Source organism: Ruegeria sp. AM5 (genome assembly GCF_056540645.1).
The window spans coordinates 257,434-282,931 of record NZ_JBQFXC010000003.1; the positions used below are offsets into that span (position 1 = coordinate 257,434).

Annotated in this window: 26 protein-coding genes; 18 read left to right on the forward strand and 8 right to left on the reverse strand. The window is 57.9% G+C overall.

From position 1 onward, the window contains the following. Positions 1-95 precede the first annotated feature (95 nt). The 4 genes from ACR0AH_RS10870 to gatC are packed head-to-tail and all read right to left on the reverse strand — an operon-like array spanning position 96 to position 3,275. Positions 96-767: an N-acetylmuramoyl-L-alanine amidase gene (locus tag ACR0AH_RS10870; protein ID WP_480439162.1), complete on the reverse strand. Its 672-nt coding sequence runs from the start codon at positions 765-767 to the stop codon at positions 96-98. Then, a complete protein-coding gene (locus ACR0AH_RS10875; RefSeq protein WP_170732965.1) occupies positions 751-1,455 on the reverse strand; it encodes a hypothetical protein in 705 nt (234 codons plus the stop codon). The genes ACR0AH_RS10870 and ACR0AH_RS10875 overlap by 17 nt, the downstream gene beginning before the upstream one ends. Positions 1,456-1,496: 41 nt before the next feature. After that, on the reverse strand, positions 1,497-2,984 hold the full coding sequence (gene gatA / locus ACR0AH_RS10880; RefSeq protein ID WP_480591927.1) for an Asp-tRNA(Asn)/Glu-tRNA(Gln) amidotransferase subunit GatA: 1,488 nt from the start codon (positions 2,982-2,984) through the stop codon (positions 1,497-1,499). Positions 2,985-2,987: 3 nt separating this feature from the next. Beyond that, entirely contained in the window at positions 2,988-3,275 is a 288-nt protein-coding gene (gatC, locus tag ACR0AH_RS10885) for an Asp-tRNA(Asn)/Glu-tRNA(Gln) amidotransferase subunit GatC (RefSeq protein WP_170392224.1), read from the reverse strand. 224 nt (positions 3,276-3,499) lie between these two features. On the opposite strand from gatC, the gene ACR0AH_RS10890 reads away from it, so the two are divergent. Further along, positions 3,500-3,658 carry a hypothetical protein gene (locus tag ACR0AH_RS10890; protein ID WP_170588530.1) on the forward strand — a complete coding sequence of 53 codons (159 nt, stop codon included), beginning with the start codon at positions 3,500-3,502 and terminating at the stop codon, positions 3,656-3,658. A 154-nt stretch (positions 3,659-3,812) separates the two neighbouring features. Continuing rightward, positions 3,813-4,376, forward strand: coding sequence for a DUF4202 domain-containing protein (locus tag ACR0AH_RS10895; RefSeq protein WP_480591929.1), 564 nt, complete (start codon positions 3,813-3,815; stop codon positions 4,374-4,376). A 29-nt stretch (positions 4,377-4,405) separates the two neighbouring features. On the opposite strand, the gene ACR0AH_RS10900 is transcribed toward ACR0AH_RS10895, so the two are convergent. Next, the gene (locus tag ACR0AH_RS10900) at positions 4,406-5,089 is read right to left on the reverse strand and encodes a ceramidase domain-containing protein (protein WP_480591931.1); all 684 of its coding nucleotides are present in this window, start codon (positions 5,087-5,089) and stop codon (positions 4,406-4,408) included. Positions 5,090-5,146: 57 nt separating this feature from the next. Between ACR0AH_RS10900 and ACR0AH_RS10905 the strand changes: the two genes are divergently transcribed. Then, entirely contained in the window at positions 5,147-5,839 is a 693-nt protein-coding gene (locus tag ACR0AH_RS10905; RefSeq protein WP_480591933.1) for a metal-dependent hydrolase, read from the forward strand. Next, positions 5,839-7,005, forward strand: coding sequence for a M24 family metallopeptidase (locus ACR0AH_RS10910; protein ID WP_480591935.1), 1,167 nt, complete (start codon positions 5,839-5,841; stop codon positions 7,003-7,005). The genes ACR0AH_RS10905 and ACR0AH_RS10910 overlap by 1 nt, the downstream gene beginning before the upstream one ends. On the opposite strand, the gene ACR0AH_RS10915 is transcribed toward ACR0AH_RS10910, so the two are convergent. After that, positions 7,002-7,454, reverse strand: a complete 453-nt coding sequence (locus tag ACR0AH_RS10915; RefSeq protein WP_170420696.1) for a nucleoside deaminase — start codon at positions 7,452-7,454, stop codon at positions 7,002-7,004. The genes ACR0AH_RS10910 and ACR0AH_RS10915 overlap by 4 nt on opposite strands. A 61-nt stretch (positions 7,455-7,515) precedes the next feature. Here ACR0AH_RS10915 and ACR0AH_RS10920 point away from each other — a divergent pair, with 61 nt between their 5' ends. The 14 genes from ACR0AH_RS10920 to ACR0AH_RS10985 all read left to right on the forward strand — a co-directional run bounded on the left by ACR0AH_RS10920 (position 7,516) and on the right by ACR0AH_RS10985 (position 22,546). Then, entirely contained in the window at positions 7,516-8,331 is an 816-nt protein-coding gene (locus tag ACR0AH_RS10920) for a pseudouridine synthase (RefSeq protein WP_480444218.1), read from the forward strand. Positions 8,332-8,506: 175 nt separating this feature from the next. Next, a complete protein-coding gene (locus tag ACR0AH_RS10925) occupies positions 8,507-9,421 on the forward strand; it encodes a 5-bromo-4-chloroindolyl phosphate hydrolysis family protein (protein ID WP_480591938.1) in 915 nt (304 codons plus the stop codon). Between the two features lie 29 nt (positions 9,422-9,450). Next, complete coding sequence (locus tag ACR0AH_RS10930) at positions 9,451-10,641, forward strand: toxic anion resistance protein (protein ID WP_170392243.1); 1,191 nt, start codon at positions 9,451-9,453, stop codon at positions 10,639-10,641. Beyond that, on the forward strand, positions 10,641-11,612 hold the full coding sequence (locus ACR0AH_RS10935; RefSeq protein ID WP_170609448.1) for a DUF2927 domain-containing protein: 972 nt from the start codon (positions 10,641-10,643) through the stop codon (positions 11,610-11,612). The genes ACR0AH_RS10930 and ACR0AH_RS10935 overlap by 1 nt, the downstream gene beginning before the upstream one ends. A gap of 22 nt (positions 11,613-11,634) precedes the next feature. Beyond that, entirely contained in the window at positions 11,635-12,783 is a 1,149-nt protein-coding gene (locus ACR0AH_RS10940; RefSeq protein ID WP_480567274.1) for an SPFH domain-containing protein, read from the forward strand. A gap of 35 nt (positions 12,784-12,818) precedes the next feature. Next, positions 12,819-13,910: a TFIIB-type zinc finger domain-containing protein gene (locus tag ACR0AH_RS10945; protein WP_170392249.1), complete on the forward strand. Its 1,092-nt coding sequence runs from the start codon at positions 12,819-12,821 to the stop codon at positions 13,908-13,910. A gap of 63 nt (positions 13,911-13,973) precedes the next feature. Further along, a complete protein-coding gene (locus tag ACR0AH_RS10950; RefSeq protein WP_480591941.1) occupies positions 13,974-14,642 on the forward strand; it encodes a nitroreductase in 669 nt (222 codons plus the stop codon). A 22-nt stretch (positions 14,643-14,664) separates the two neighbouring features. Beyond that, complete coding sequence (gene dtd, locus ACR0AH_RS10955; protein ID WP_170512407.1) at positions 14,665-15,102, forward strand: D-aminoacyl-tRNA deacylase; 438 nt, start codon at positions 14,665-14,667, stop codon at positions 15,100-15,102. Continuing rightward, complete coding sequence (locus ACR0AH_RS10960; protein WP_480591943.1) at positions 15,102-16,205, forward strand: glycerate kinase type-2 family protein; 1,104 nt, start codon at positions 15,102-15,104, stop codon at positions 16,203-16,205. The genes dtd and ACR0AH_RS10960 overlap by 1 nt, the downstream gene beginning before the upstream one ends. Positions 16,206-16,539: 334 nt before the next feature. Continuing rightward, positions 16,540-18,126 (forward strand): ABC transporter substrate-binding protein, encoded by a 1,587-nt coding sequence (locus ACR0AH_RS10965; protein ID WP_170392257.1) that lies wholly within the window; start codon positions 16,540-16,542, stop codon positions 18,124-18,126. A gap of 15 nt (positions 18,127-18,141) precedes the next feature. Then, on the forward strand, positions 18,142-19,098 hold the full coding sequence (locus ACR0AH_RS10970; RefSeq protein ID WP_170392259.1) for an ABC transporter permease: 957 nt from the start codon (positions 18,142-18,144) through the stop codon (positions 19,096-19,098). Next, on the forward strand, positions 19,098-19,913 hold the full coding sequence (locus tag ACR0AH_RS10975) for an ABC transporter permease (RefSeq protein ID WP_170392918.1): 816 nt from the start codon (positions 19,098-19,100) through the stop codon (positions 19,911-19,913). The genes ACR0AH_RS10970 and ACR0AH_RS10975 overlap by 1 nt, the downstream gene beginning before the upstream one ends. Beyond that, positions 19,910-21,547 (forward strand): ABC transporter ATP-binding protein, encoded by a 1,638-nt coding sequence (locus ACR0AH_RS10980; RefSeq protein WP_480586765.1) that lies wholly within the window; start codon positions 19,910-19,912, stop codon positions 21,545-21,547. Before ACR0AH_RS10975 ends, ACR0AH_RS10980 begins: the two co-directional genes overlap by 4 nt. Positions 21,548-21,709: 162 nt before the next feature. Continuing rightward, a complete protein-coding gene (locus ACR0AH_RS10985; protein WP_170732972.1) occupies positions 21,710-22,546 on the forward strand; it encodes an alkaline phosphatase family protein in 837 nt (278 codons plus the stop codon). A 6-nt stretch (positions 22,547-22,552) separates the two neighbouring features. Here ACR0AH_RS10985 and ACR0AH_RS10990 read toward each other — a convergent pair whose 3' ends face one another. Further along, a complete protein-coding gene (locus ACR0AH_RS10990) occupies positions 22,553-23,476 on the reverse strand; it encodes an alpha/beta hydrolase (RefSeq protein ID WP_480591945.1) in 924 nt (307 codons plus the stop codon). Between the two features lie 12 nt (positions 23,477-23,488). Then, complete coding sequence (locus ACR0AH_RS10995; protein WP_480562409.1) at positions 23,489-25,378, reverse strand: acyl-CoA synthetase; 1,890 nt, start codon at positions 25,376-25,378, stop codon at positions 23,489-23,491. Positions 25,379-25,498: the final 120 nt, after the last annotated feature.

Consider the following 25,498-nt stretch of genomic DNA (forward strand, 5'->3'; position numbering starts at 1 on the left):
GGCGTCAAGAGGGGTTGGGGTGGTGAAGGGGCCAGCCCCTTCTTGGCCTACGGCCAATTCATCCCCGAGATATTTTTGGCCAGATGAAGGGCGGATCAGGTCGATTTTGGGAGCGGACAGAGGGCTATGAGATCATCGAGGTGCAAGGGGCCTGAGGCCCACGGGCGATAGCGCAGGCGTGTGGAATTTAGGAGCGTCTTCTCGTCGCTTGTCGCTGTGTAGCCCCGGTTCTGCGCCAGCTCGCGGAAGTTGACGTTCGGTTCGAGGGCAGTACCACGCCGAGCGGCAATGCGCTGGTGTTCCAGCCTTTGCCAGTCGAACCGAGGGCCGGGGTCGGACTTGCGGCCCGGTGCCATGTCGGAATGCCCGATCACACCCTCTGGCGCGATGGTCCAACGCTGCATGAGTTCGGGCAAAAGCTGCTCCAATACACGCATTTGGGGTTCGGCAAACGGGTGGTCTCCGCCATTGTCCAGCTCGATCCCGATCGAGCGGGAGTTTATGTCGGCTTGCCCTTGCCACTCCCCTGCCCCGGCGTGCCAAGCGCGATCTTCCTCTCGGACAAGCTGCCAGAGCGCACCGTCGCGACCGATCAGGTAGTGGGCGGAGACCTCGGGACCCGGATCGCAGAGACGTTCAAGCGCGGCAGCAGCGCTCTCCATTGCAGTGTAGTGCAGCACGATCAGCTCGGGTGACAGCCCATCCCGGCGGGGGCCGAAATTGGGCGATGGGTGCCAGATGGGGGAGAGCTTAGTTGTTGACGGCACTGCGGAACGGGCTGGGGTCCCAGCCGCAGGCGTAACCGTCGCCGTCCGGATCCAGCCCTTTGCGGTCACGCTGGGGGCCACCATTCGACAGAAACTCAATCTGCGCCTGATCAGGAGAGGCGAACTGAGCGCAGTTGCGCTGTGCCTTGGCCTGCAGGTTAAATCCGGCTCGGCTGTACAACTGGGTACCGATGGGGTTCGAAGTGCTCAGGGCGTATTGCACGATATTGGGTTGCCCGTCAGAGCCGCGCTCGGGCACGGCAGTAGGGGCGACGACCTCGTAAGACTGCCGATTCTGTTCGATACGAGCGGCGTCGGCATCGATACTGCGACGGTTTGAGACAGCCTTAAAATCCTGCTCATCAGAGATACTTGGGTTGTTTGTTGCAGTCAGAGGCGCGACGCGCGTCTCTTGACCCGACGTATTCGCCAAGGCAATGGCCGTCTGGTTGGCGATGTCAGAGGCGTCGCCTGTTGGTGCGGCACCAACAGCCCCCTGCGCCGAGAGCGGCTGTTCGGAAACCGCCTCGGGTGGTGCAAGCGGATTACCGGCAAGACCCTGCCCGGCCAGTTCGGCCTCGCGCTGCGCCTGATATTCCGGCGTATTGAAACCGGTACCCGAAACAGGGGTAACGGTATCACATGCCGCGATCAGCCCAAGGGCCGGGATCAGAAGCAATTTGCGCATTTGGCTGCTCCGGTTCTTTATTGCCGTGTCAGGATTGAGGATTACCACCATTTTCCGGGCTTGGCCACAAACCCAGCCGCGCTCTCTAGCGCGTAGGCGGTGTTGAGCAGATCGCCTTCCTCCCACGGACGGCCGATCAGCTGCAGACCCAACGGAAGGCCCTGTTTGTCCAGACCAGCAGGAACCGAAATACCGGGCAGGCCTGCGAGGTTCACTGTCACGGTGAACACATCGTTCAGGTACATCTGAACAGGATCAGCCTCGGTCATCTCGCCCAGACCGAACGAGGCCGACGGCGTTGCCGGGGTCAGGATCGCATCAACGCCTGCGGCAAAGACATCTTCGAAGTCCTTCTTGATCAGGGTGCGGACCTTGCGGGCGCGGTTGTAGTAGGCGTCATAGAAGCCTGCAGACAGCACGTAGGTGCCGATCATCACCCGGCGCTGGACCTCATGGCCGAAGCCTTCGGCGCGGGTCTTTTCGTACATCTCGGTGATGCCATCGCCCTGAGCCAGCTGTGCACGGCGGCCATAACGGACACCGTCATAGCGGGCGAGGTTCGACGACGCCTCGGCAGGAGCAATCACGTAATAGGCAGGCAGCGCGTATTTGGTATGCGGCAGCGAGATATCTACGATTTCGGCGCCTGCGTCTTTCAGCATAGCGGTGCCATCGGCCCAAAGCTTTTCAATCTCGGCAGGCATGCCGTCCATGCGGTATTCCTTGGGGATACCGATTTTCTTGCCTTTGATATCGCCGGTCAGCATCGCCTCGAAATTTGGCACGGCCAGCTCGGCGCTGGTGGAATCCTTGGGGTCATGACCGCACATGGTTTCCAGCATGATCGCTGCGTCTCGGACGTTCTTGGTCATCGGACCGGCCTGATCCAGAGAAGAGGCGAAGGCCACAATGCCCCAGCGCGAGCAACGACCATAGGTTGGCTTGATGCCGGTGATACCGACAAAAGCAGCAGGCTGGCGGATCGAACCGCCGGTATCGGTACCGGTCGCGGCCAGACACAGGTCAGCCGAGACAGCCGAGGCTGAGCCACCGGACGAGCCGCCGGGTGTCAGCTGTGCATCGTCATTGCCGCGCCGCCACGGGCTGACCGCATTGCCGTAAACGGATGTTTCATTAGACGAACCCATCGCGAACTCGTCCATGTTCAGCTTGCCCAGCATCACAGCACCAGCATCCGCCAATTGTTGCGACACGGTGGATTCGTATTCGGGCTTGAACCCCTCGAGAATTTTCGAGGCCGCTTGCGAGGGCACGCCCTTAGTGCAAAACAGATCCTTGATACCGATCGGCAGGCCGCACATCGCAGGCGCGTCGCCGCCTTTGATCCGCTCATCCGCCGCCTTGGCGCGCTCCAGCGCGATCTCGGGTGTTTTGTGGACAAAGGCGTTCAGTGCGTCGGCGTCGTCTATCGCCTTGAGGCAGGCCTCGGTCAGTTCAACGGATGTTACTTCTTTGGCACGCAGCGCATCGCGGGCCTCGGCCAGGCCCAGTTTGTTCAGATCGCTCATGACTTACTCCACAACTTTGGGAACAGCGAAGAACCCTTCGCGCGCATCGGGGGCGTTGGACAAAACCTTGTCCTGCTGGTTTCCATCGGTGACCACGTCCTGACGACGTTTCAAGCGCATCGGCTCGACCGAGACCATCGGCTCGACGCCTTCGACATCCACTTCGTTCAGTTGCTCGATAAACCCGAGGATATTGTTGAACTCGGACGCCAGCGCAGGCAGCGCGTCATCCTCGACCTTGATCCGGGCCAGTTTGGCCACCTTGGCGGCGGTGCTTTGGTCAATCGACATCGGAAACCCTCATCTACGTTAGGGGGCGTTTACCTGTCTGCCGCAGCACTCGCAAGAGCGGCAGGCGGCAGACGCGGATTCAAACCCGTGATCGCGCGCTGCCATGCATATTTGAATGCCTGATATGCAAATAAGTAAACTAATTAGTTCAGCTTTGCCGTTGAAAAACTGAACCGAACAGTTCACCTCAGTATCGTGACGCAACGAGAAATCGGAGACACCTCATGAAAACCCTTATTCCTGCCTTCATCTTGTCCGCTCTGGTTCTGACCTCGCCTGCAATGGCTCTGGGTATCGATATGAACAATCTGACCCGAAACCTGAGCTTCCCCGCGCCTGTTTCGGAACCCGTAACCAAGGACCACACCCAGGCGGGCAAATAATCCTGACCTGCGCGCCGGATCGGTACGCCCCCTCCTGATCCGGCGCTTCTTGCAATTGACTGCTGCACCCATTCCAACAACTCGTTAGCATGGTCCTGGACCAAACGCCGAACCACCCGTCAGGTGCCGTTCAGGCGAGCTAACGGAGCAGAGAATGAGCACACGCAAGCAAACCGTTCTGGACGCAATTGACGCAGCAAATGCGCAAGACCCCAACATGGAAGATGGCCAGCCGGTAGAGCTGATTTACGGCCAACGCATGAGCGCAGAGTTGGACCGACTGTTTCCCAATGCGTCGGATGCTTTGCAGATTGCCGCACGTGGCCAGCACGTTGAACGTTGGAAGCTGAAGCGCACGGAATACCCCGAAGGACGCGCAGGGTATCTGGCCTGGCGTAAGGCGCAGGGCGTTTATCACGCTGATGTTGTGCAGGGGTTCATGGAACTGGCGGAATATGGCGCGGACGACTTAGAAGCCGTCGGGCAAATGCTGCGCAAACAGGGGATCAAGCGCAATGCCGACGTACAGGCGCTTGAGGACGTGATCTGTTTCGTTTTCCTGAAATGGTATTTCGCTCCTTTTGCCGCCAAGCATTCCGCCGAAAAAATCCAGCGCATTGTTGAAAAAACGGCTTTCAAGATGTCAGCCGAAGGCCGTGCCCGCGTTTTGGCCGAGTTTGATCTGCCCGAGGCCCTGGCCGCTGCGTTCAGGGATTAACTACCAGCATGACGCTTAGGCGATTCTGATCAGCGTCCCGTCCCTCCGGCCACCACAATTCCGGCCGGAGGATTTCGGATCGCCCGCAGATAAACCTCGATCATCCAGCCCAGCATGATGGCGTTCAGGATATGCCACATGAAATGCGTTCCCATTGGCAAGCGCCCGCAAACTGGAATGTCCAGTGATCGAAAGGTGATCGAGGCCATCAGGACGCCTGCCCCAATTGCCAGGCCACGCGCGGTATCCGGGGCTTTCTGACGCAACAGGACTGCGTAAATCAGAATCAACAAGGGAACCGGGGCATAGGCTGCCGAGCCACCAAGCCCCGGCACCAACTGAAACAACGGGATCGTCAGCGCCACGTAAGGAAAGAACAGCGCGGTCAAGCCCAGCGCGTATCTGTTTCTCAGCCCCCAGACATCGCGATTCACGGCGTAAATATAGACGAGAATGTACAGCAGAATCGGCGTCACGTCCAAGATCGCCGCCCAAACCTGCGCATGAGTATGGAACAGATAACTGCCGATTCCGATCATCGCCAGAATGACGACCAAAGCCATCGCCAACGGCGCACCCTGCCCGCGCACCCTTTGCCACATCACAAATGCTGCGATCAGAAACGCCGCATTGGTAATGGCATTTATCGGTTCGGCCCAATAAGCGGGTGAGAGCCGCTCACAATATCCATCAACATACTGCGTCCAATCCATGGATTTTTACATAGCCGATGCTAGGCTGACTCCAAGCGGAAAATGGGAGGATTCTTCATGGATATCATTTGGCTGGGACATGGCAGCTTTCGCATCGAAACCGCAGGACAGGTCCTGTTGGTCGATCCCTGGCTGACGGGCAACCCGTCTTTGTCCGAGGATCAGCACGACGCGGCCGTTGCGGGTGCGACGCATATCCTTCTGACCCATACCCATTTTGACCACGTCGTCGATGTGCTGCCGCTGGCCAAACATCTGAACGTGCCTGTGGTCGGACAATATGACCTGATGGGCTACTGGGCCGAGGCTGAAGGTATTGAAACGGTCGGATTCAACAAGGGTGGCACTGTTGACCTAAACGGTGTCAAATTAACGATGGTGCCTGCGTCGCACAGCTCGACCTTCTCGACGCCTGATGGTCTTCGCACGGGTGGAACCGAGGTCGGCTATATGATCGCGTCCGAGGACCGTATGCTCTATTTCTCTGGCGATACCGACATTATGGCCGACATGGAGTGGATGGGTGATTATTACAAACCCGATATCGGCATCCTTTCGGCAGGCGGCCACTTTACCATGGACATGAAGGGCACTGCCTATGCTGCCAAGCGGTATTTCAATTTCAAGACAGTGATCCCGTGCCATTACAAGACCTTTCCGATTCTCGCGCAATCGGCTCAGGAATTGGCTGACGGGTTACCCGGTGTCGATGTAATCGAGCCCGAGGTCATGCAGGCGATTTCTCTCTGATGCCCGCGTCGGATTTCAGCGCGCAGGAATACGCTGACCGCATTCACAAGACCCGTTCTGCGATGGATCAACAGGGTATCGAGACCTTGTTGATCACGGACCCATCGAACATGGCGTGGCTCACCGGTTATGACGGTTGGAGCTTTTACGTACCGCAGATGGTCATCCTGCCCGCCAGCGGATCGCCCCTTTGGTGGGGCAGAACGCAGGACAAGGCGGGGGCTGCGCAGACCACCTGGCTGGACCAGATGGACCTGCTGGACTGGCCCGAAGAGCATGTGCAACACCCGGACCACCATCCGGTCGACGCGCTCGTCCTTGCGTTGCGGGATCGCGGCTGGACCTCTGGTATCGGCGTGGAGATGGATAACTATTATTACTCAGCCGCCAGTCACCGCATCCTCGAACGCGCCTTCGGTGCATTGATTGATGCCACAGGGCTTGTGAATTGGAAGCGCGCCGTAAAAAGCGATGCCGAGATCGCAATGATGCGCAAGGCGGGTCAGCTGACCGCACATATGCACGGTGTTCTGCGTGACGCATATCGCGAAGGATTGCCCAAAAACCAACTTGTCGCCGAAGTGCAGGCGGCAGGCATCGCCGGACTGCCCGGCCTAGCCGGAGATTACCCTGCTATCGTGCCGATTGCACCCTCCGGTCGTGAGGCTTCTGCCTCGCACATTACTTGGAACGACCGACCTCTGGTGCGGGATGAGGCGACCTATTTCGAAATCTCCGGCTGCTATCGACGCTATCACTGCCCCGCCAGTCGCAGCCTGTTTCTGGGTGATCCCCCGGATGATATCCGCCGGGCCGAAGCCGCCGTTCTAACCGCTATCGACGACACAATGACCGCCGCACGCCCTGGCATCACCTGCGAAGAGGTCGCGGCTTGTGTCTATGACAGTTTCGCCCGCGCGGGGTATGTCAAAGCCAACCGCACCGGCTATCCCATCGGGCTCAGCTATCCGCCCGACTGGGGCGAGCGCACCATGAGCCTGCGACCCGGTGACACGACGGAATTGCAAGAGAATATGACCTTTCACCTAATGCCCGGCCTCTGGACCCCAGACTGGGGACTGGCGATTACCGAAAGCTTTGTGGTGACGTCAGATGGGGGCAAGCCCCTGGCTGATATCCCACGTGAAATGGTCGTAAAAACTTAACCGCGCTGCGCCGCGAAGAAGCGTTTCAGCAGCGCGGCAGCCTCTTCGGCGGCAATGCCGTCATAGACCTCGGGTCGATGGTGGGCCTGTGGGTGTGAAAACACGCGCGCGCCATGCGCGACACCGCCAGATTTCGGATCGGAAGCGCCGTAGTAGATGCGCCGGATGCGGGCTGCGGCCAGCGCTGCGGCGCACATGGCACAAGGCTCAAGGGTTACGTAAAGGTCATGATCGGGTAAACGCTCGGACCCGGCCGCGGCACATGCGGCGCGCAGAGCCAGAATCTCAGCATGGGCAGTGGGGTCATTCAACTCGCGGGTGCGGTTCCCATCTGCGGCCACTACCTGCCCGTCGGGCGCGACGATCACCGCGCCGACCGGCACTTCACCTCGGTCTGCTGCCGCCTGTGCCTGTTCCAGCGCCTGTTTCATGTGGGATCTGAACTTCATGCCTCTGACTGCCTCAGAAACCCGTCTTTCGCAAGCCGCCGGGATGGGTTATGGCCGGAGGATGACCAATACCCCTCCTCCCGGCGACCGGATCGCCAAAGTGCTGGCCCGCGCCGGTGTCGCCTCGCGCCGCGAAGCTGAACGCATGATCGAAGCCGGACGTGTGACCGTGAATGGCAAGGCGATCAACAGCCCTGCGCTGAACGTAACCGCCAAGGACAGGATTACCGTCGATGGTAAACCAGTATCCGAGCCCGAGCCATCACGCCTGTGGCTCTATCACAAGCCACCGGGACTAGTGACGACGGCGCGTGACGAAAAAGGCCGCAAGACGATTTTTGACGACCTGCCCGAGGATATGCCCCGGGTCATGAGCGTCGGGCGACTCGATCTGAACTCGGAAGGATTGCTACTGCTGACTAATGATGGCGGCATCAAGCGCAAGCTGGAACTGCCCTCAACTGGATGGCTGCGCAAATACCGGGTGCGGGTAAATGGACGCCCCAAAGACGAGGATTTCGAACCGCTGCGCAAAGGCCTGGTAATCGATGGTGAACGGTTTCAGCCCATGACCGTGACACTGGACCGTCAACAGGGCGCGAACGCTTGGCTGACCATCGGCCTGCGCGAAGGCAAGAATCGCGAAATCCGCCGCGCTATCGAAGATATCGGTTATGTGGTGAACAGGCTTTTGCGGGTTTCTTACGGCCCATTCCAACTGGGCAACCTGAAACCCGGCGAGGTTGAAGAAATCCGCCGCCGTGTCATGCGCGACCAACTGGGGCTGGATGCTGAGGATAGCGGAATACCCCCGGCCAAACGCCCCGCTCGACCGCAGCGCAAAAGACCAGCAATCGGCAAGAAACCTCGCAAGTGACGCGGGTTATTCAACCTTCCCCCTAGCGCCAAGCCCTCGTATCGCCTAAATTTTCCCTGATGGTCACAGTTGGGGGGCGCTATGTCCGGGACCGGAGTACAAAAATTGGCCTATGCGGCCCTGTTGGTGCTGTTGTTCGGCGTCTGCACCGGTCTGTTGGGGGGCCTGTAGCGAAATGGCCAAACGGTACGGCGGCAAATTCAGCCCAGAAGGCGATGTTTCCTCGCAGGATCAGCCATCGCGTGGCCAATTCGATGGTGCCCGTGTCGAACCGGCAGGTGCACGCGCGAACATCCTGTTTGTCCCGGCGATACCACTGGTGTTTCTGTCTCTGAACGATGGCGCGATCGGAATGACCATCGGCCTGGTTGCGGCAGGGCTACTGACCGCTGCCGCGTTTCTGCTGCGCGAAGGTTTAAGGGCCGAATCCGCTTACAACGCCCGCCGCACCGCACGCAGACCTGCGTTTCCCCGCAAGGTGTTTTCCAGCGTTCTGACCGGTTTGGGGGCGGCGCTAGCCTCATACCGGACCGAATTTCTGGACGCCGAAACAGCATCACAGGTAAGCCTGCTGGCCCCCATCCTGTTTGGCGCCGCTGCAACGGTTCTACATTCGGTTTCCTTCGGCCTCGATCCAATGAAGGACAAAGGAATGGAGGGTGTCGACACCTTCCAGCAGGACCGTGTCGCACGCGTGGTCGAGGACGCCGAAACCCATCTGACCCAAATGACAGATGCAATAAAACGCGCAGGTGACCGCCGGATCGAAGCGCGGGTCGAACGCTTTCAGGATACAGCCCGCGATCTGTTTCGCACGGTCGAGGAAGACCCGCGCGATCTGGCTGGTGCCCGAAAATACCTGACGGTTTATTTGCAGGGCGCGCGCGATGCGACGGTGAAGTTTTCGGACGTCTATGCACGGACGCGTGATGCGCAGGCGTTGGCGGACTATTCGGCGTTGCTGGACGATCTTGAACAGAATTTCGCGGCGCGGACGCGAAAGATGCTATTGGATGACCGCAGTGATCTGACGGTTGAAATTGATGTGCTGCGCGACCGGCTGCAGCGCGAAGGCGTCCGGTTGGACTGACCGGCTTTTATGTAAGCGAGGATTACCCCATGTCCGATGAGATTAAAAACAAGGCAGTCGAGGCTGAAACGCTGGTGCAGGAAGTCACCGCCGTAGCCCTCCCCGAGCCGCAGGCCGAGATTGTCCCGTTGGAAGAGGCCGACGAACCGGTTGGTGCCGAGATCCGCAAGCGGATGGGTGAGATCGACATGGGCGACACAAACTCGATCGTCTCGTTCGGATCATCCGCACAGGCGGAATTGCAAGAGATCAGTCAGGCCATGCTGGCCGACGTGCGCAACAAGGATGTGGGCCCGGCGGGTGACAGCCTTCGCAATATCGTAACAACGATCCGGGGGTTTTCAGTCAGCGAACTGGATGTGCGTCGCGAACGCAGTTGGTGGGAAAAACTGCTGGGCCGCGCTGCACCCTTTGCCAAGTTCACAGCGCAGTATGAAGACGTTCAAAGCCAGATCGACCGGATCACTGATGATCTTCTGGGGCATGAGCATACACTGCTGAAAGATATCAAGTCTTTGGATCTGCTGTACGAAAAAACGCTGGAGTTCTACGACGAACTCGCACTGTACATCGCAGCGGGAGAGGAGAAGCTGACCGAGCTGGACAGCCACGACATTCCTGAAAAAGAGGCCGAGGTTCAGGCCGCGCCCGAAGACCAACAGGTGATGAAAGCGCAGGAATTGCGCGACTTGCGTGCCGCGCGCGATGATCTGGAACGCCGGGTCCACGACCTGAAGCTTACCCGTCAGGTGACGATGCAATCGCTGCCCTCCATCCGTCTGGTGCAGGAAAATGACAAGTCGCTGGTGACCAAGATCAACTCGACCCTCGTCAACACAGTACCGCTCTGGGAAACCCAGCTGGCACAAGCTGTCACCATACAGCGCAGTGCCGAGGCCGCCGCTGCCGTACGTGATGCCAATGATCTGACCAATGAATTGCTGACCTCGAACGCCGCCAACTTGCGCGAATCCAACAAAATGATCCGCGAAGAGATGGAGCGTGGCGTCTTCGATATCGAAGCCGTCAAACAAGCCAATGCAGACCTGATCGGCACCATCAACGAAAGCCTCGCCATTGCAGACGAAGGCAAGGCCAAACGCGCCGCAGCCGAGGAAGAACTGAAGAAGATGGAGGCCGAATTGCGCGACACGCTCGCCTCGGCCAAGGCGCGGCAGGACGGGATCGGCGACAATGCCGGAACGGCTGTTCCCGGATAATGGAAACAGCGGGCGTGCGGCCATTTCATCGCGCTAAGATTGCAGTATTGGGCTTGTCGCTGCTGGCATTTGCTGGCTGCGATGAGGCATTGACGACGACGATCGCTCCTGAACCTCAACCTGCCCAGCCGCAAGGCCTGAGCAATGCATATCAAGCGCCCTCACCAGCGAGCCTTGATCTCGCGCGATACTATGAAAGCGTACAAAATAACCTGCTGACGCGCGGGTTGCTGAGAACCGATGGCGGTGGCCCTGATACGCCCTATGATGCCGATGATCTGGCTCGGAACTTTGAGACCATAGCGTTTTATAATGAATATCCGGGGCAAGCCGTTGCCAGCGGCAGCAGTCGCACCAGCCGACAGCTTAGTCGCTGGTCGTCGCCGGTTCGCATAAAGCCCGAGTTTGGTCCATCGGTTGCACCTGAAGTCCGGCAGCAAGAGGCCGCCCGAATTGACGCCTACGCCAACCGCTTGTCGCGGCTCACTGGACACCCGGTCTCAACCACCACCCGGAATGCAAATTTCCACGTCTTCGTGGCGGGTGAAGATGATACCGCTTATGTGCAAGCCCGGCTGCGACAACTGATCCCGGGCATAGGGCAGGCACAACTTGACCTCTTCGACAAACTGCCACGCTCTTTCTATTGCTTTGTATTCGCTTCGGCGTCGAACAGCGCGCCACAGACATATACCCGGGCTGTTGCCCTGATCCGGGCGGAACATCCCGATCTGGTGCGCCTGAGTTGCGTCCACGAAGAGATCGCTCAGGGATTGGGGCTGCCGAATGACAGCCCGTCTGCCCGGCCATCAATCTTCAACGATGACGACGAGTTCGCCCTGCTCACAAGCCATGATGAAAAACTACTAACCATTCTATACGACCCGCGCCTCAAGCCTGGCATGACAGCTGACGAAGCGCGGCCAGTGGTCCGTATCATTGCACGCGAATTGATGGGGCAGTCGCTCTGACCCCGAAGACAGGAGAAATCCAATGGGAATTTTTGATTTTCTGACCGGTGAATTCATAGATGTCATCCACTGGGTCGACGATACGCGCGACACCATGGTCTGGCGGTTCGAGCGTGAAGGACACGAGATCAAATACGGCGCCAAGCTGACCGTGCGCGAAGGTCAAGCGGCGGTCTTTGTGCATGAGGGGCAGTTGGCGGATGTCTTCACCCCAGGTCTCTACATGCTTGAGACAAACAACATGCCGATCATGACGACGCTGCAGCATTGGGATCACGGCTTTCAGTCTCCGTTCAAGTCTGAAATTTACTTCGTTAACACGACCCGGTTCAATGACCTGAAATGGGGCACCAAGAACCCGATCATGCTGCGCGATCCCGAGTTTGGACCAACACGCATCCGGGCCTTCGGCACCTATACAGTGCGGGTCAAGGACCCGGCGAAATTCCTAGTAGAGATCGTAGGCACCGATGGTGAATTCACCATGGACGAGATCAGCTTTCAGATCAGAAACATCATCGTGCAGGAATTCAGCCGCGTCATCGCAGGCTCGGGCATTCCAGTTCTCGATATGGCGGCGAACACTGCCGATCTGGGCAAACTGATTGCCGCCGAGGTGTCACCGGTGCTGGACGGGTATGGTTTGAGCATGCCCGAGTTCTACATCGAGAACATCTCGCTGCCACCAGCGGTCGAGGCCGCGCTGGACAAGCGCACATCGATGGGGTTGGCGGGCGATCTGGGTAAATTCACGCAGTATTCCGCAGCCGAAGCGATGACTGCGGCAGCCAACAACCCTGGCCAGGGTGGCGGCATGGGAGCGGGTCTTGGCATGGGAATGGGCATGGCGATGGCACAGCAGATGTCGAACATGGCAGCGGGTCAACCAAGCGGCCCTTGGGGCGGTTCCGCCCCCGCTGCCCCGCAAGCCGCAGCGCCTGCGGCACCGCCACCCCCGCCACCCGTCGAGCACGTGTGGCATATCGCGGAGGATGGCCAGACCAGCGGGCCGTTTTCCAAGGCCAAGATGGGCCGAATGGCGACCGATGGTGAGATAACGCGCGAGACCCACGTTTGGACCGCCGGACAGGACGGCTGGAAGAAGGCAGGCGACGTGCAGGAGTTGGCGCAGCTGTTCACGATTTTACCGCCGCCGCCTCCGGGCGCGTGATCTGACATTTGGTAACCTGATTTCGAGGTTCTGTCATGGCGAAAGACGAACACCGTTTCCCCTGTGACCAATGCGGGGCGGATTATCGGTTCAATCCCGGTGACGGAACGCTGACCTGCGATCATTGTGGCAACACCAGAACGATCGGTGCTGGCCCATGGGGTGGTGCGAGTCTGCGAGAGCTGGATTTCGACGCCGCCATCGCGGATCGCTTGCCTGACAGCGAGATTGAAGAAACCCGTGTTCTGACCTGTCCGAACTGCGCGGCTCAGGTTGAGTTTGATCCGAACACCCATGCTGCGGAATGCCCGTTCTGTGCCACTCCGGTAGTGACCGATACAGGCGTTAGCCGCCATATCAAACCCCGCGGAGTGTTGCCGTTTGCACTGGATGAACGCTCGGCCCACAAGGCAATGGGGGATTGGCTGGGCCGACTGTGGTTTGCACCCAACGGGTTGAAGGAATACGCCCGAAAGGGACGCAAGATGCAGGGCATTTATGTCCCGTATTGGACCTTCGACGCTGATACCAAGTCGAGCTATCGTGGGGAACGCGGTGTGGTGTATTACGAAACCCGAACCGTCATGCGCGATGGAAAGCGCGTGCAGCAACAGGTTCCCAAAGTGCGCTGGACGCCAAAATCCGGACGGGTTGCACGGTTCTTTGACGATGTTCTGGTGTTGGCATCACAATCGCTGCCCAAATCCTATACCGATGCGCTGGAGCCATGGGACCTGCCTGCGCTTGAGCCATACCAGCCGGAATATCTGGCCGGTTTCCGCGCCGAGGCTTACACGGTCGAACTGCGAGAAGGTTATCAAGAGGCCCGCGCACATATGGCACGGGTGATCGAGCGTGACGTGCGGTTTGATATCGGAGGCGATCGTCAGCGCATTCACGCTGTCGACACCGAAGTGCGAGATGTCACATTCAAACACATCCTCTTGCCGGTTTGGATGGCGGCCTACAAATACCGCGGCCAGACCTATCGTTTTGTGGTCAATGGCCGGACCGGCCGCGTTCAGGGTGAGCGTCCCTGGTCCGCAATCAAGATTACGATCGCCGTGGTTCTGGGCCTTCTCGTTGCGGCCGGCGTCGGGTATCTGGTGGCAACTGGACAGCAATAACGCTGATAAGCAGAGCACGCTCATGGAACCTACTCCTCGGCATGCCTGAAAGGAGATGTTGAATTGCACCTTGACGCTCTGAACGCGCTCTTGGCCGATCGTTTTTCTTGCCGTGCCTTTCGCACGGACCTGGTGCCGCGCGAACAGATTGAACAGATCGTCGCCAGTGCTGCGCGTGTTCCAAGCTGGTGCAACGCGCAACCCTGGCAGGTCGTCATCACCAGCGGGGCCGAGACAGACCAGTTTCGGGACGCGTTGCAACACGAAGCTTCGCACGTTGCGCCTACTCCGGACCTACCCTTTCCAACCGGCTACTCCGGTGTTTATCAAGAGCGCCGTCGCGCCTGTGGCTGGGCCCTCTACAAAGCGGTTGGTATCGAAAAAGGTGATCGCAGGGCTTCGGCGCAACAGATGATGGAAAACTATGCTCTGTTCGGCGCCCCACATTGCGCCATACTGTCCAGCCCGGCTGAACTGGGCCCTTACGGCGCGATGGATTGTGGTGGCTTCGTGACCGCATTTTCACTGGCGGCGCAGGCCCTGGGTGTGGCTTGTATCCCGCAGGCAGCGGTAGCGGCACATGGCGCATTTCTTCACCGTTATTTCGGGATATCAGAAGATCGCTTGATTCTGTGCGCGATTTCGTTCGGATATGCGGATATGGATCACCCGGCGAACGCGTTCAGAACAGAACGTGCCGCGCTGGATGAAGTGATCGATTGGCACGAATAGCAATAGAATACAGGACCTGCAGATGCGCGCCTTACTTCAAAGAATTTCCAGTGCCTCGGTCAAAGTCGATGGAACAGTCATCGGGCGATCGGGCCCCGGATTGATGATTCTGGTTTGTGCGATGCAGGGGGATGGAGAGACACAAGCTGATCAATTGGCTGAAAAGATCGCAAAGCTCCGTATCTTCAAGGACGACGCGGGAAAGATGAACCGGTCGATATTGGACATTGAGGGCTCGGCCCTGGTGGTCAGCCAGTTCACCTTGGCAGCTGACACATCGCGTGGAAACAGGCCTGGGTTTTCCGGGGCCGCCCCGGCGGCTGAGGGCGAACACCTCTACGAGGCGTTTGTACACAACCTTTCATCGCGGGGCATTCCGGTTGAGACAGGTGCGTTCGGAGCTGACATGGCGGTAGAGTTGGTCAATGACGGACCAGTCACAATTTGGATGGAAAGCTGATGCAGAGTTCGCAAAAGGCACAGGACATTTGGCGCGCAGGTGTGGCGGCGGTTGATGGATATCGCGCAACGCTGGAGGCCACTCAGGCGATCGAAGCCCCAGATCAGATATTGGCCGTTGGAAAAGCCGCAGGGGCCATGGCCCGTGCCGCCGTCGAACGGTTTGGCCCAGTGCCCACTCTGGTGGTTACCAAGGATGGCCATGGCCACGACCTGCCTAAGCATATTGTGGTGATTGAAGCTGCACACCCGGTTCCCGATGCCCGCAGTCTGAAGGGTGGGCAGGCTTTGCGCGAAACGGTTGAGGCGATGAAACCCAACAGCAAGCTGCTTCTGCTAGTTTCGGGAGGGGCTTCTTCGCTTGCCGAGGACCTCGTGGCCGGTACGACATTGGATGATCTTGAGGCCCTCAACCAAAGACTGCTGAGTGAAGGTCTCGACATCGGTGCAATGAACACGGAACGGCGCAAGCTGTCCCGGATCAAGGGTGGCGGTTTGTTGTCGGCATTCTCGGGGAAAAGTGTGACCGTTCTGGCGATCTCGGACGTCCCGGGTGATGATCTGGGCGTTATTGGCTCCGGTATCGGGTCATTGCCCGAAGAACCGGAGTTTTCTGCCCACACCGCGATAATCGCATCAAACGCACACGCGCGCGACGCCGCAGCATTTGCGGCCGAGAACTCAGGCATCAAGGTCCTCGGCAACGAAGAAGCGATGCACGATGACTATCTCTCGGTTGCAGCTAAATTAGGAGATCGGCTGCGGAATATGCCCAAGGGCGCCATGGTATTTGGCGGCGAACCAACCGTGGTCCTACCTGATGCGCCAGGGCGCGGTGGGCGCAATCAGGCCCTTGCTCTAGCACTCGCGCGCGAAATCGCAGGGCAATCTGATTTGACCGTCATCGTCGGAGGAACAGATGGCACCGACGGGCCAACAGATGCAGCAGGCGCCATCGTTACCGGCGACACTTGGTCTGATAAGGCGCAAGCGTATCTGGACAATGCAGATAGCGGCAGTTTCCTCGACAAGGCGGGGGCGCTGTTGGTCACGGGACCCACAGGCACAAACGTAATGGATCTGATTGTTGCAATAAAAAACTGATCCGGGACCCTGACTCCGCCCATCCGAAAAAACCACCAGATAGAATCACTTAAAGGCCGGAATGGCGTTTGATCTGTGGAACGAAAGTTCATGCTAAACTGACCAGGCAACTATCGGATAATTTGTTCAGGTCAGAGTAAGTAGTTAGTAATAAGGGGTTTTGGATTTCCAAAGGCTCATAACAAGATCATCTGGCGCGATCAAAGGCGGAACCTCCCCATTATTTCAAGAGATTTGCACTTGCCCGCTGCCCTGAATTGCACCTAAGTTGACTCATGCGTCAATAAAAAGCCCGCCAACGGGCTGAACATCCTATCAACTGGGAGAAATCTGGATGAACGAACAACTCACTCACATGTCAAAGCAGGTCACAGCTGGAAAGCTGACCCGCCGTGAATTCATGGGCAAAGCAGCGGCACTGGGTGTCTCGGCCGCAATGGCAAGCACTATGTTTGCCGATGCGGCACGTGCCGCTGGTCCGAAAAAGGGCGGCGATCTGAAATTCGGTTTGCAGGGTGGTGAATCAACCAACTCACTTGATCCGGCAACCTACGCAAGCTCAGTCCCGTTCCAGAACGGCAAGCAGTTCGGAGACCAACTGGTCGAAGTGGCGCCCGACGGAACCATCGAACCGCGCCTGGCTGAAAGCGTCGAAGGAAGTGCAGACGCGAAAGTATGGACGTTCAAGCTGCGTCAAGGGGTCGAGTTCCACAACGGCAAGACCATGACCAGCGAAGACGTGCTGAAAACTATGCAGCGCCACTCGAACGAAGATTCCAAATCAGGTGCATTGGGCATCATGAAAGGCATCGAGTCGATGAAGGCCGATGGAGATAATTTCCAGGTCACACTGACCGAGCCGAACGCCGACCTGCCGTATCTAATGGCCGACTATCACCTCATCATTCAGCCCGATGGCGGCATGGATAATCCGGCGGCAGGTATCGGCACCGGCCCGTACAAACTAGAAGTGGACGAACCCGGCGTCCGTCACTTGTTCACCAAGAACGAAAACCACTGGAACAGCGATTTCGGCAATTTTGACAGCGTAGAAGTTGTTGTGATCAACGATGCGACGGCACGGACCGCTGCACTGCAGTCCGGACAGGTCCACGCCGTCAACCGCGTTGAACCCAAAGTTGCCGACCTGTTGGGCCGTGCGCCTAACCTGACGGTGCATTCAACCGCTGGTCGCGGTCACTATGTCTTCATCATGCATTGCGACACGGCTCCGTTTGATAACAATGAACTGCGCACCGCACTGAAGTACGCCATCAACCGCGCAGAATTGGTTGACAAAGTTCTGCGCGGCTATGGCTCGATCGGGAATGATATGCCGATCAATTCAGCCTATCCATTGTTTGATGAAACCATCGAACAGCGCGAATTCAGCGTTGAAAAGGCTGCAGAGCACTATAAGAAATCTGGACATGATGGCTCTCCGATTATTTTGCGCGTTGCCGATGGTGCGTTCCCAGGTGCTGTAGATGCTGCTGCTCTGTTCCAGCAGACTGCTGCACAGGCTGGAATTCCGCTTGAAATCAAGCGTGAGCCCAATGATGGCTACTGGTCCGAGGTTTGGAACGTTCAACCCTTCTGTGCGTCTTACTGGGGCGGCCGTCCGGTTCAGGACCAGATGTACTCGACTGCGTATCTGTCGACCGCAGACTGGAATGACACGAGGTTTAAGGTTCAGGCGTTTGACGACTTATTGTTTGCAGCAAAGGCGGAACTCGACCCTGAGAAACGCAAAGCCATCTATAGCCAGATGGGTCAAATGGTCCGCAACGAAGGCGGCCTGATCTGCCCGATGTTCAACGACTTTGTCGAAGGCGTCAGCAACCAGTTGGATGGCTGGGAATCTGACCCAACGCAAGAGATGATGAACGGCAACATATCCCGCAAAATGTGGTTCGTCTAAAACGGGCTACGGATAATGCATCCCATCATCAAATTGGTTTCCCAGCGCCTGGCGCTGGGACTCCTTTTGCTGCTCGGCGCTTCGGCCCTGATTTTCGGCCTAACCGAAGCCCTACCCGGAGACGCCGCGCAAGCCGTCCTGGGGCAGTCCGCAACTCCAGAGGCCTTGGCAAACCTACGCGAAGAAATGGGCCTGAACCGGCCTGCCCTTACACGCTATTTCGAGTGGTTGGGCGGCATACTTCAGGGTGACCTGGGTCAATCCCTGACCAACAAACTTGATATCTCCGAGAGTATTGGAAAACGCCTTGGGAACACTCTGTTCCTGGCTTGCGTGGCAGCAATAGTTTCCGTACCGCTTGCAATCTTTCTGGGGCTGCTTGCCGTGCGGTTCCGCAATCGCTGGCCCGACAAACTGATTTCAGCCATCACCCTGACGACGGTTTCGATCCCCGAGTTTCTGATCGGTTATGTGGTGATCTACTATATCTCAGTGAAATTGGGGTGGTTCTCGTCGCTTGCGATGATCAATGATTCTATGTCGTTTGGACAAAAGTTGAATGCAATCGCACTGCCTGCCTTTGTTCTGACGCTGGTCGTGCTGGCGCAGATGATGCGCATGACGCGCGCGGCCATTCTGAACCTCATGCAATCGGCCTATATCGAAACCGCTGAATTGAAAGGCCTCAGCACATTTCAGGTTATTGCCCGCCATGCCTTTCCTAACGCGATTTCACCGATCGTGAACGTAGTCATGCTGAACCTGGCCTATTTGGTCGTGGGTGTTGTCGTGGTCGAGGTTGTGTTCGTCTATCCCGGTATGGGGCAATACCTTGTGGATGCCGTGACCAAACGTGATGTGCCGGTTGTTCTGGCCTGCGGCGTGGTGTTTGCGGCCGTTTATATCGGTCTGAACATGGTTGCAGATATCGTGTCGATCCTTGCCAACCCAAGACTGAGGCATCCGAAATGATAAAGAACATTCCTCTTTCGGCTCTGATTGGCCTTATCTTCACCTTCGCTTATTTCTTCGTGGCGATCGCCGCCCCGTTGATTGCACCCTATGGAATGGCAGAAGTCGTCGGCGACGTCTGGGAGCCGAGCAGCTCCGAACATCTGCTAGGCACTGACAATATCGGTCGCGATCTGCTGACCCGCATGATCTATGGCGGGCGCACGACAATCTTCATCGCGGCAGCGGCGACGCTGCTCAGCTTTCTGACCGGTACGTCGCTGGGCCTGCTGGCTGCTGTACTGGGCGGATGGGCTGATCAGGCGCTCAGCCGTACGGTGGATCTGATCATGTCAATCCCGACTCTGATCCTGGCACTGGTCATTCTGGCCATCGTTCCGGTGACCGTCCCGATCCTGATCCTTGTTATGGGCTTACTGGATGCCACCCGCCCGTATCGCCTATCGCGATCTGTAGCGGTGGACATCAACGTGATGGACTATGTTGAAGCCGCCAAGCTGCGCGGCGAAGGGCGCGCCTGGATCATCTTCCGGGAAATCCTGCCCAATGCGCTGTCGCCACTTGTGGCCGAATTCGGGCTACGGTTCATCTTCATGGTTCTGTTCATCTCGACCCTGTCGTTCCTGGGACTGGGCGTCCAGCCACCGCTGGCTGACTGGGGCGGTATCGTGAAGGAAAACAAGGATGGCATCGTCTATGGCATCGGCGCAGCGCTTTATCCCGCTGTGGCCATTGCGACGCTGGCAATCTCGGTCAACCTGGTGGCTGACTGGGTCCTGAATCGTACCACATCGCTGAAAGGAGGCCGGGGATGAGTGATGTCCTTCTCAAGGTCCGCGACCTCAAAATCGGCGCGACCGTCTATCCGCCGGGTGAAAAGCCCCATGACATCGAGATCGTGCACGGGGTCAGCTTTGACCTCGCGCCAGGCAAGGTGCTGGGTCTGATCGGCGAATCCGGGGCTGGCAAATCTACCATCGGTCTGGCCTCGATGGCCTATGGCCGTGGCGGTGTGAAAATCACCGGGGGCGAGGTTTGGGTAAACGGGCGTGATATCCTCAAGACATCTCATGGGGATATCCGCAAACTACGCGGTGGCGAGGTAACATATGTTTCTCAATCCGCCGCCGCATCGTTCAACCCCGCAAAGAAGATCATGGATCAAGTGGTTGAGGCCGCAGTTGAGCAGAAGAAGTTTTCGCGCAAAGAGGCTGAATCCCGCGCGCGTGAGCTTTTTGCCAAGCTGGGTCTGCCCGACCCTGACAATATCGGTGATCGTTACCCGCACCAGGTTTCGGGCGGACAGCTGCAGCGCTGCATGACGGCGCTGGCGCTTTGCCCCGAGCCTGATCTGGTGGTTTTTGACGAACCTACCACGGCACTGGACGTGACTACCCAAATCGATGTGCTGATGGCCATCAAAGACGCCATTCGCGACTCGGGCGTTGCCGCCTTGTATATCACCCATGATCTGGCAGTTGTGGCCCAGGTCAGTGATGACATCATGGTGCTGCGGATGGGCGATACGGTCGAATACGGAAATACCGACCAAATCATCAACCGCCCGCAAGAAGAGTACACACAGGCGCTGGTTTCGGTCCGCTCAATCGAGCACGAAGAGAAAAAACCAACTCCTGAACCCGTGCTGAGCGTCGATGGTATCACCGCACGCTACAAAGGCTTGAATTTCGACGTGCTGCATAATGTCAACGTCGAGCTTCATCCGGGCCAGACACTGGCGGTTGTGGGTGAATCCGGGTCGGGTAAGTCTACGCTGGCACGGGTCATCACCGGGCTTCTTCCACCCCGCGATGGTGAGATTACCTTTGCGGGCCGCAAGCTCAGCTCTGATCTGAAAGGCCGCACGCGTGAAGACCTGCGTGAGCTGCAAATGATCTACCAGATGGCCGACGTGGCAATGAACCCGCGTCAGACCGTCGGTACGATTATCGGCCGCCCACTCGAGTTCTACTTCAACATGCGTGGCGCCGAGAAACGCAAGCGGATCGTTGAGCTGCTGGATGAGATCGAACTGGGCGAGAAGTTCATCGATCGTTATCCGGCGGAACTGTCAGGTGGTCAAAAACAGCGTGTCTGTATCGCGCGATCGCTGGCAGCCAAGCCAAAGATGATCATCTGTGATGAGGTCACCTCGGCGCTCGACCCGCTGGTCGCGGACGGTATCCTCAAGCTGCTGCTGGATCTGCAAAAGATCGAGGATGTGGCATACCTGTTCATCACCCACGATCTGGCGACAGTCCGTGCGATCAGCGATAGTATCGCGGTGATGTACCAGGGTCGGGTGGTTCGCTACGGTCCCAAGAGCCAGGTGCTAAGCCCTCCATTCGACGACTATACAGACTTGCTGCTTAGCTCGGTGCCTGAGATGCATCTTGGCTGGCTGGAAGAGGTTGTCGCTCACCGCAAAATGGAGAGCGCGGGGAACTGATCCGCGCCCTTCTCATAGAAACACCGAAGACCATTCAAATTCCCGGCGCTGTGAACACAAGCAGACGTCGGGATTTTGCTATTTGGGGCGCAAATGCGCAGCCATAGCCGGACGAATCTCATAGGTTCGCCGGAACGAATACTCAGAAACAAGGGCCGGAACATGGACCGCAAACTGCTTTTGATCATCCTCGACGGCGTCCCCTGGCGCAACTTTCGTCGACTGTTTGGCAATCTTGAAGGATGGGTCGACAGCGGTGCTGCCCGGGTTTGGAAACTCTGCTCTGTACTGCCTTCGACCTCTGCCAGTTGCTATGCGTCGATCCATACCGGCGTCACACCGCAAGAGCATGGCTGCACCGGCAACGGCAACGTCTTCCGGCTAAGCCACAAGGATGTGTTCAGCCAGGTGCGTGAGGCAGGCGGCATAACCGGCGCGGTCACCCACAGCTATTGGTCTCAATTCTTCAATCGCCACCCATTCGACTACGTCCGCGACGTTGAATATGACGAGCCCGACAGCCTGACCATCAACCATGGTCGATTTCATTCGATGACGGGATACGGCAAAGCGAACCAGATGACGCCCAGTGATGTCGATCTGTTTGCCTCGCTGACCAATCTGTGTCTGCGCTTTGGGCTGGATTATGGCATCCTGCACACCTGCACACTGGACAGTATGGGGCATCGTTTCTTCCACGATTGCGCCGAGATGGACCATGCCTGTTTTGTCATGGACGAAATGCTGGCCCCGTTCATTCCGCGCTGGCAGCAGTTGGGCTATGACGTCATCGTGACGGCTGATCATGGACAAGACGAACGTGGCCACCACGGAGGGCGCAGCCCGTTGCAGCAGGAAACAGCGCTTTACTACTTTGGAGAGGCCAAAGGCCCTGATCCCGATACCGTGATAGACCAGCTACAGCTTGCACCAACCATACTTCAGCGCATGGGCGCACCGGTGGCGGATACGATGAAAGCCAAGCCGTTCCTGACCTGACGCGGTTCAGTCGTAGGACCAAATCCCCTGCCCCAAAGCCTCAATCGCCACGGAAATCCGCTCAAAGCTGTCAGCGGCGCGCCTGACCGATGTTCGGGCGCGCAGGTATCCGTGGACCAAACCGGCCTCGTTGATGCAATGTGCTTGCCCACCTGCGGCTGTGATCCGGTCACAGTAAGCTTGCCCGTCATCGCGCAGCGGATCGCAATCGGCGGTCACCACCACCGTCGGCGGTAGCCCCGAGAAATCGACGTCATGCAACGGTGCATAGGTAGGATCGTTCTGGGGCGTGGTCCCTTGATACCGAACAGTCTCATAAAACCGGATATCGTCCAATGTCAGCAGCGGGGCATTGGCATGTTCGATATACGACCCCTGCGACATATCTCCGCCTAAGCCGGGATATATGAGGACCTGCCCCAGCACATTTTCCAACCGCCCCCGACCATGGTGCGAAACGGCTGCTGCCAGATTGCCACCCGCGCTGTCACCGGCCAGCACGATCGGCTCTCCGTATTCCTGAACCACCCAGTTCGTGGCGGTCCAGCTATCCTGAAACTGCGCCGGGTGCACATGCTCAGGGCACAACCGATAGTCGACCGAAACGATCCGATAGCCCGTCTGGGCGCAGAGTTCCGCACAGACATCATCGTGGCTATCCAAGCCCCCGACGACGAACCCACCACCATGTATATAGATGACGGTCCGGGTGGGGTCACCGGCACTATAGATGCGAAGAGGTACGCCATCGGCGGACCTGTCGCGCACCTCGATGCCAGGTGGGCGCGGCTGGCGGAAGTCCTGACACATCGCGTCATAGACCCGGCGTTGGTCAGCAATGGACATCTCTACTGTATCATCCGGATAGCTCTCGGCTGTGCGCCGGATGAAACCCCAGGTCTCCTCGTCGATCAGACGTTCATAGTCCATTGTTCCTCCGAATTATTCAGACCACTCCCATGGCCGGGTAAACGAACCCAGCACTTTTGAGACATCGTCTTCGGAAGACCCATTCGCGTCAAGCTGCGCGACAAGACCCCTCTTCTTGTCGTCGATTACCGAAACGACACGCGCTTCAATGCCTGCGGCGTCCAAAGCACCGTTGTAGATGCGAGTGATGGCCTGCTTGCGCAGTTCGGGTTTGAAAACCTTGCCAACGGCGGTTTTCGGCAATTCATCCAGAATGGTCATATGCTTGGGCTGTGCCGCACGTTCATGGACGTGGACCTTGCAATAGTCCATCAGCTCCTGTTCAGTGACCGAGGCCCCCTCGACCAGTTCAACAAAGGCGCAAGGCACCTCACCCGAATGCGCATCAGGCTGACCGATGGCCCCTGCAAAGGCGACGGCATCATGGCCCAGCAAGGCCTCTTCGATTTCTGCAGGATCGATATTGTGTCCGCCGCGAATGATCAGGTCCTTCGCGCGACCGGTGATCCACAGATAGCCGTCCTCATCAAACCGTCCCAGATCGCCCGTGCGCAGGTATTTATCGAAATGATAGAGGTTCGTATTCTTGTCGGTCTCGGTATAAGTATTTCCCGCGTATACGCCGGGGTTCGAGATGCAAATTTCACCGATCTGATCTACGCCGCACTCGGTTGGTCCATCCGGCCCGTCCTGCAGGATTTTGACGTCCGTATAGGGGAACGGGATGCCGATCGAGCCGATCTTCTTTTCCCCATCCACGGGGTTGCATGACACCAGACAAGTGGCCTCGGTCAGGCCGTAGCCCTCGACGATAGTAACGCCGGTCGCTTCTTCAAACCGACGGAACAGTTCGACCGGCAACGGAGCTGATCCCGAAAATGCTGTTTTAACGCTGGATATATCCGCATCCACAGGTCGCTGCATTTTGGCTGAAATCGCTGTCGGCACTGTGATGATGAACGAAACCTTCCAGCGTTCGATCAGTTTCCAGAAATTGTCGAATACGCCATCACCGCGATACCCGGCAGGCGTCGGGAATACCACATGTGCACCAGACGACACCGCCGCCATCACGATGACATGCACCGCAAAGACATGGAACATCGGCAGAGGGCACATGATGACGTCGTTCTCGTCAAAGAGCAGCGTGTTGCCCAACCAGCCATTGTAGATAAGGCCCGAGTATTTGTGCTGCGCCACTTTCGGCATGCCCGTGGTGCCGCCCGTGTGGAAGTAGCACGCCACCCGATCTTCCTGGCTATCCTCAAAGTTCAGCGTTTTAGGCTGCTTGTTCAGCTCATCAAGGAAGTTCTTGTAGTCCGCATGGGCCAGCTTTTCTTTATCACCCATCTTTGGGCGCAAGAACGGTACAAGCCAGGATTTGGGCGGCGTCAGATAGCGATTCAGGTCGATCTCAAGGATCGTGTTGACACCCGGAGCGTGACGCACAGCCTCTTCAACCTTTTGGGCCACATCGGTTTTGGGAAAGGATTTCAGGGTGACGACAACCTTGGCCTTGGTCTCACGCAGGATCGCCGCGATCTGCTCTGGCTCCAGCAACGGGTTGATCGGGTTCACGATCCCGGCCACCGCACCGCCCATCATGGTGACCAGCGTCTCGTTGCAGTTGGGCAGCACATAGGCCACCACATCGTTTTCTCCGATGCCAAGGGAACGGAATAGGTTGGCGGCCTGATTGACTTTGCCCAGCAGTTCGGACCATGTCAGCGTCTCGGCCTTGTCGCTCGGGCCGGACAACAACTGAAAGCTGATCGCTTTATGGTTCGGGAACTTGCCCGCCGTCCGCGACAACAGTTGATGGAAGGTGACGGGTACGTCCCGATCTTCCCACGCCATCTCCTGCTCGATGCGCGCCTTGTCTTCCAATCCCACAAAGGCCATGTGGCTCCTCCCCTGATCTGTCTCCCGTGTCGCGCACAGGCTTGTTTGTCACCTCCAAGATGGAAGCAAAACACACCATGCGCAAGCAAGGGCTTAGCGATCAGGTCCGGGAATATGTAG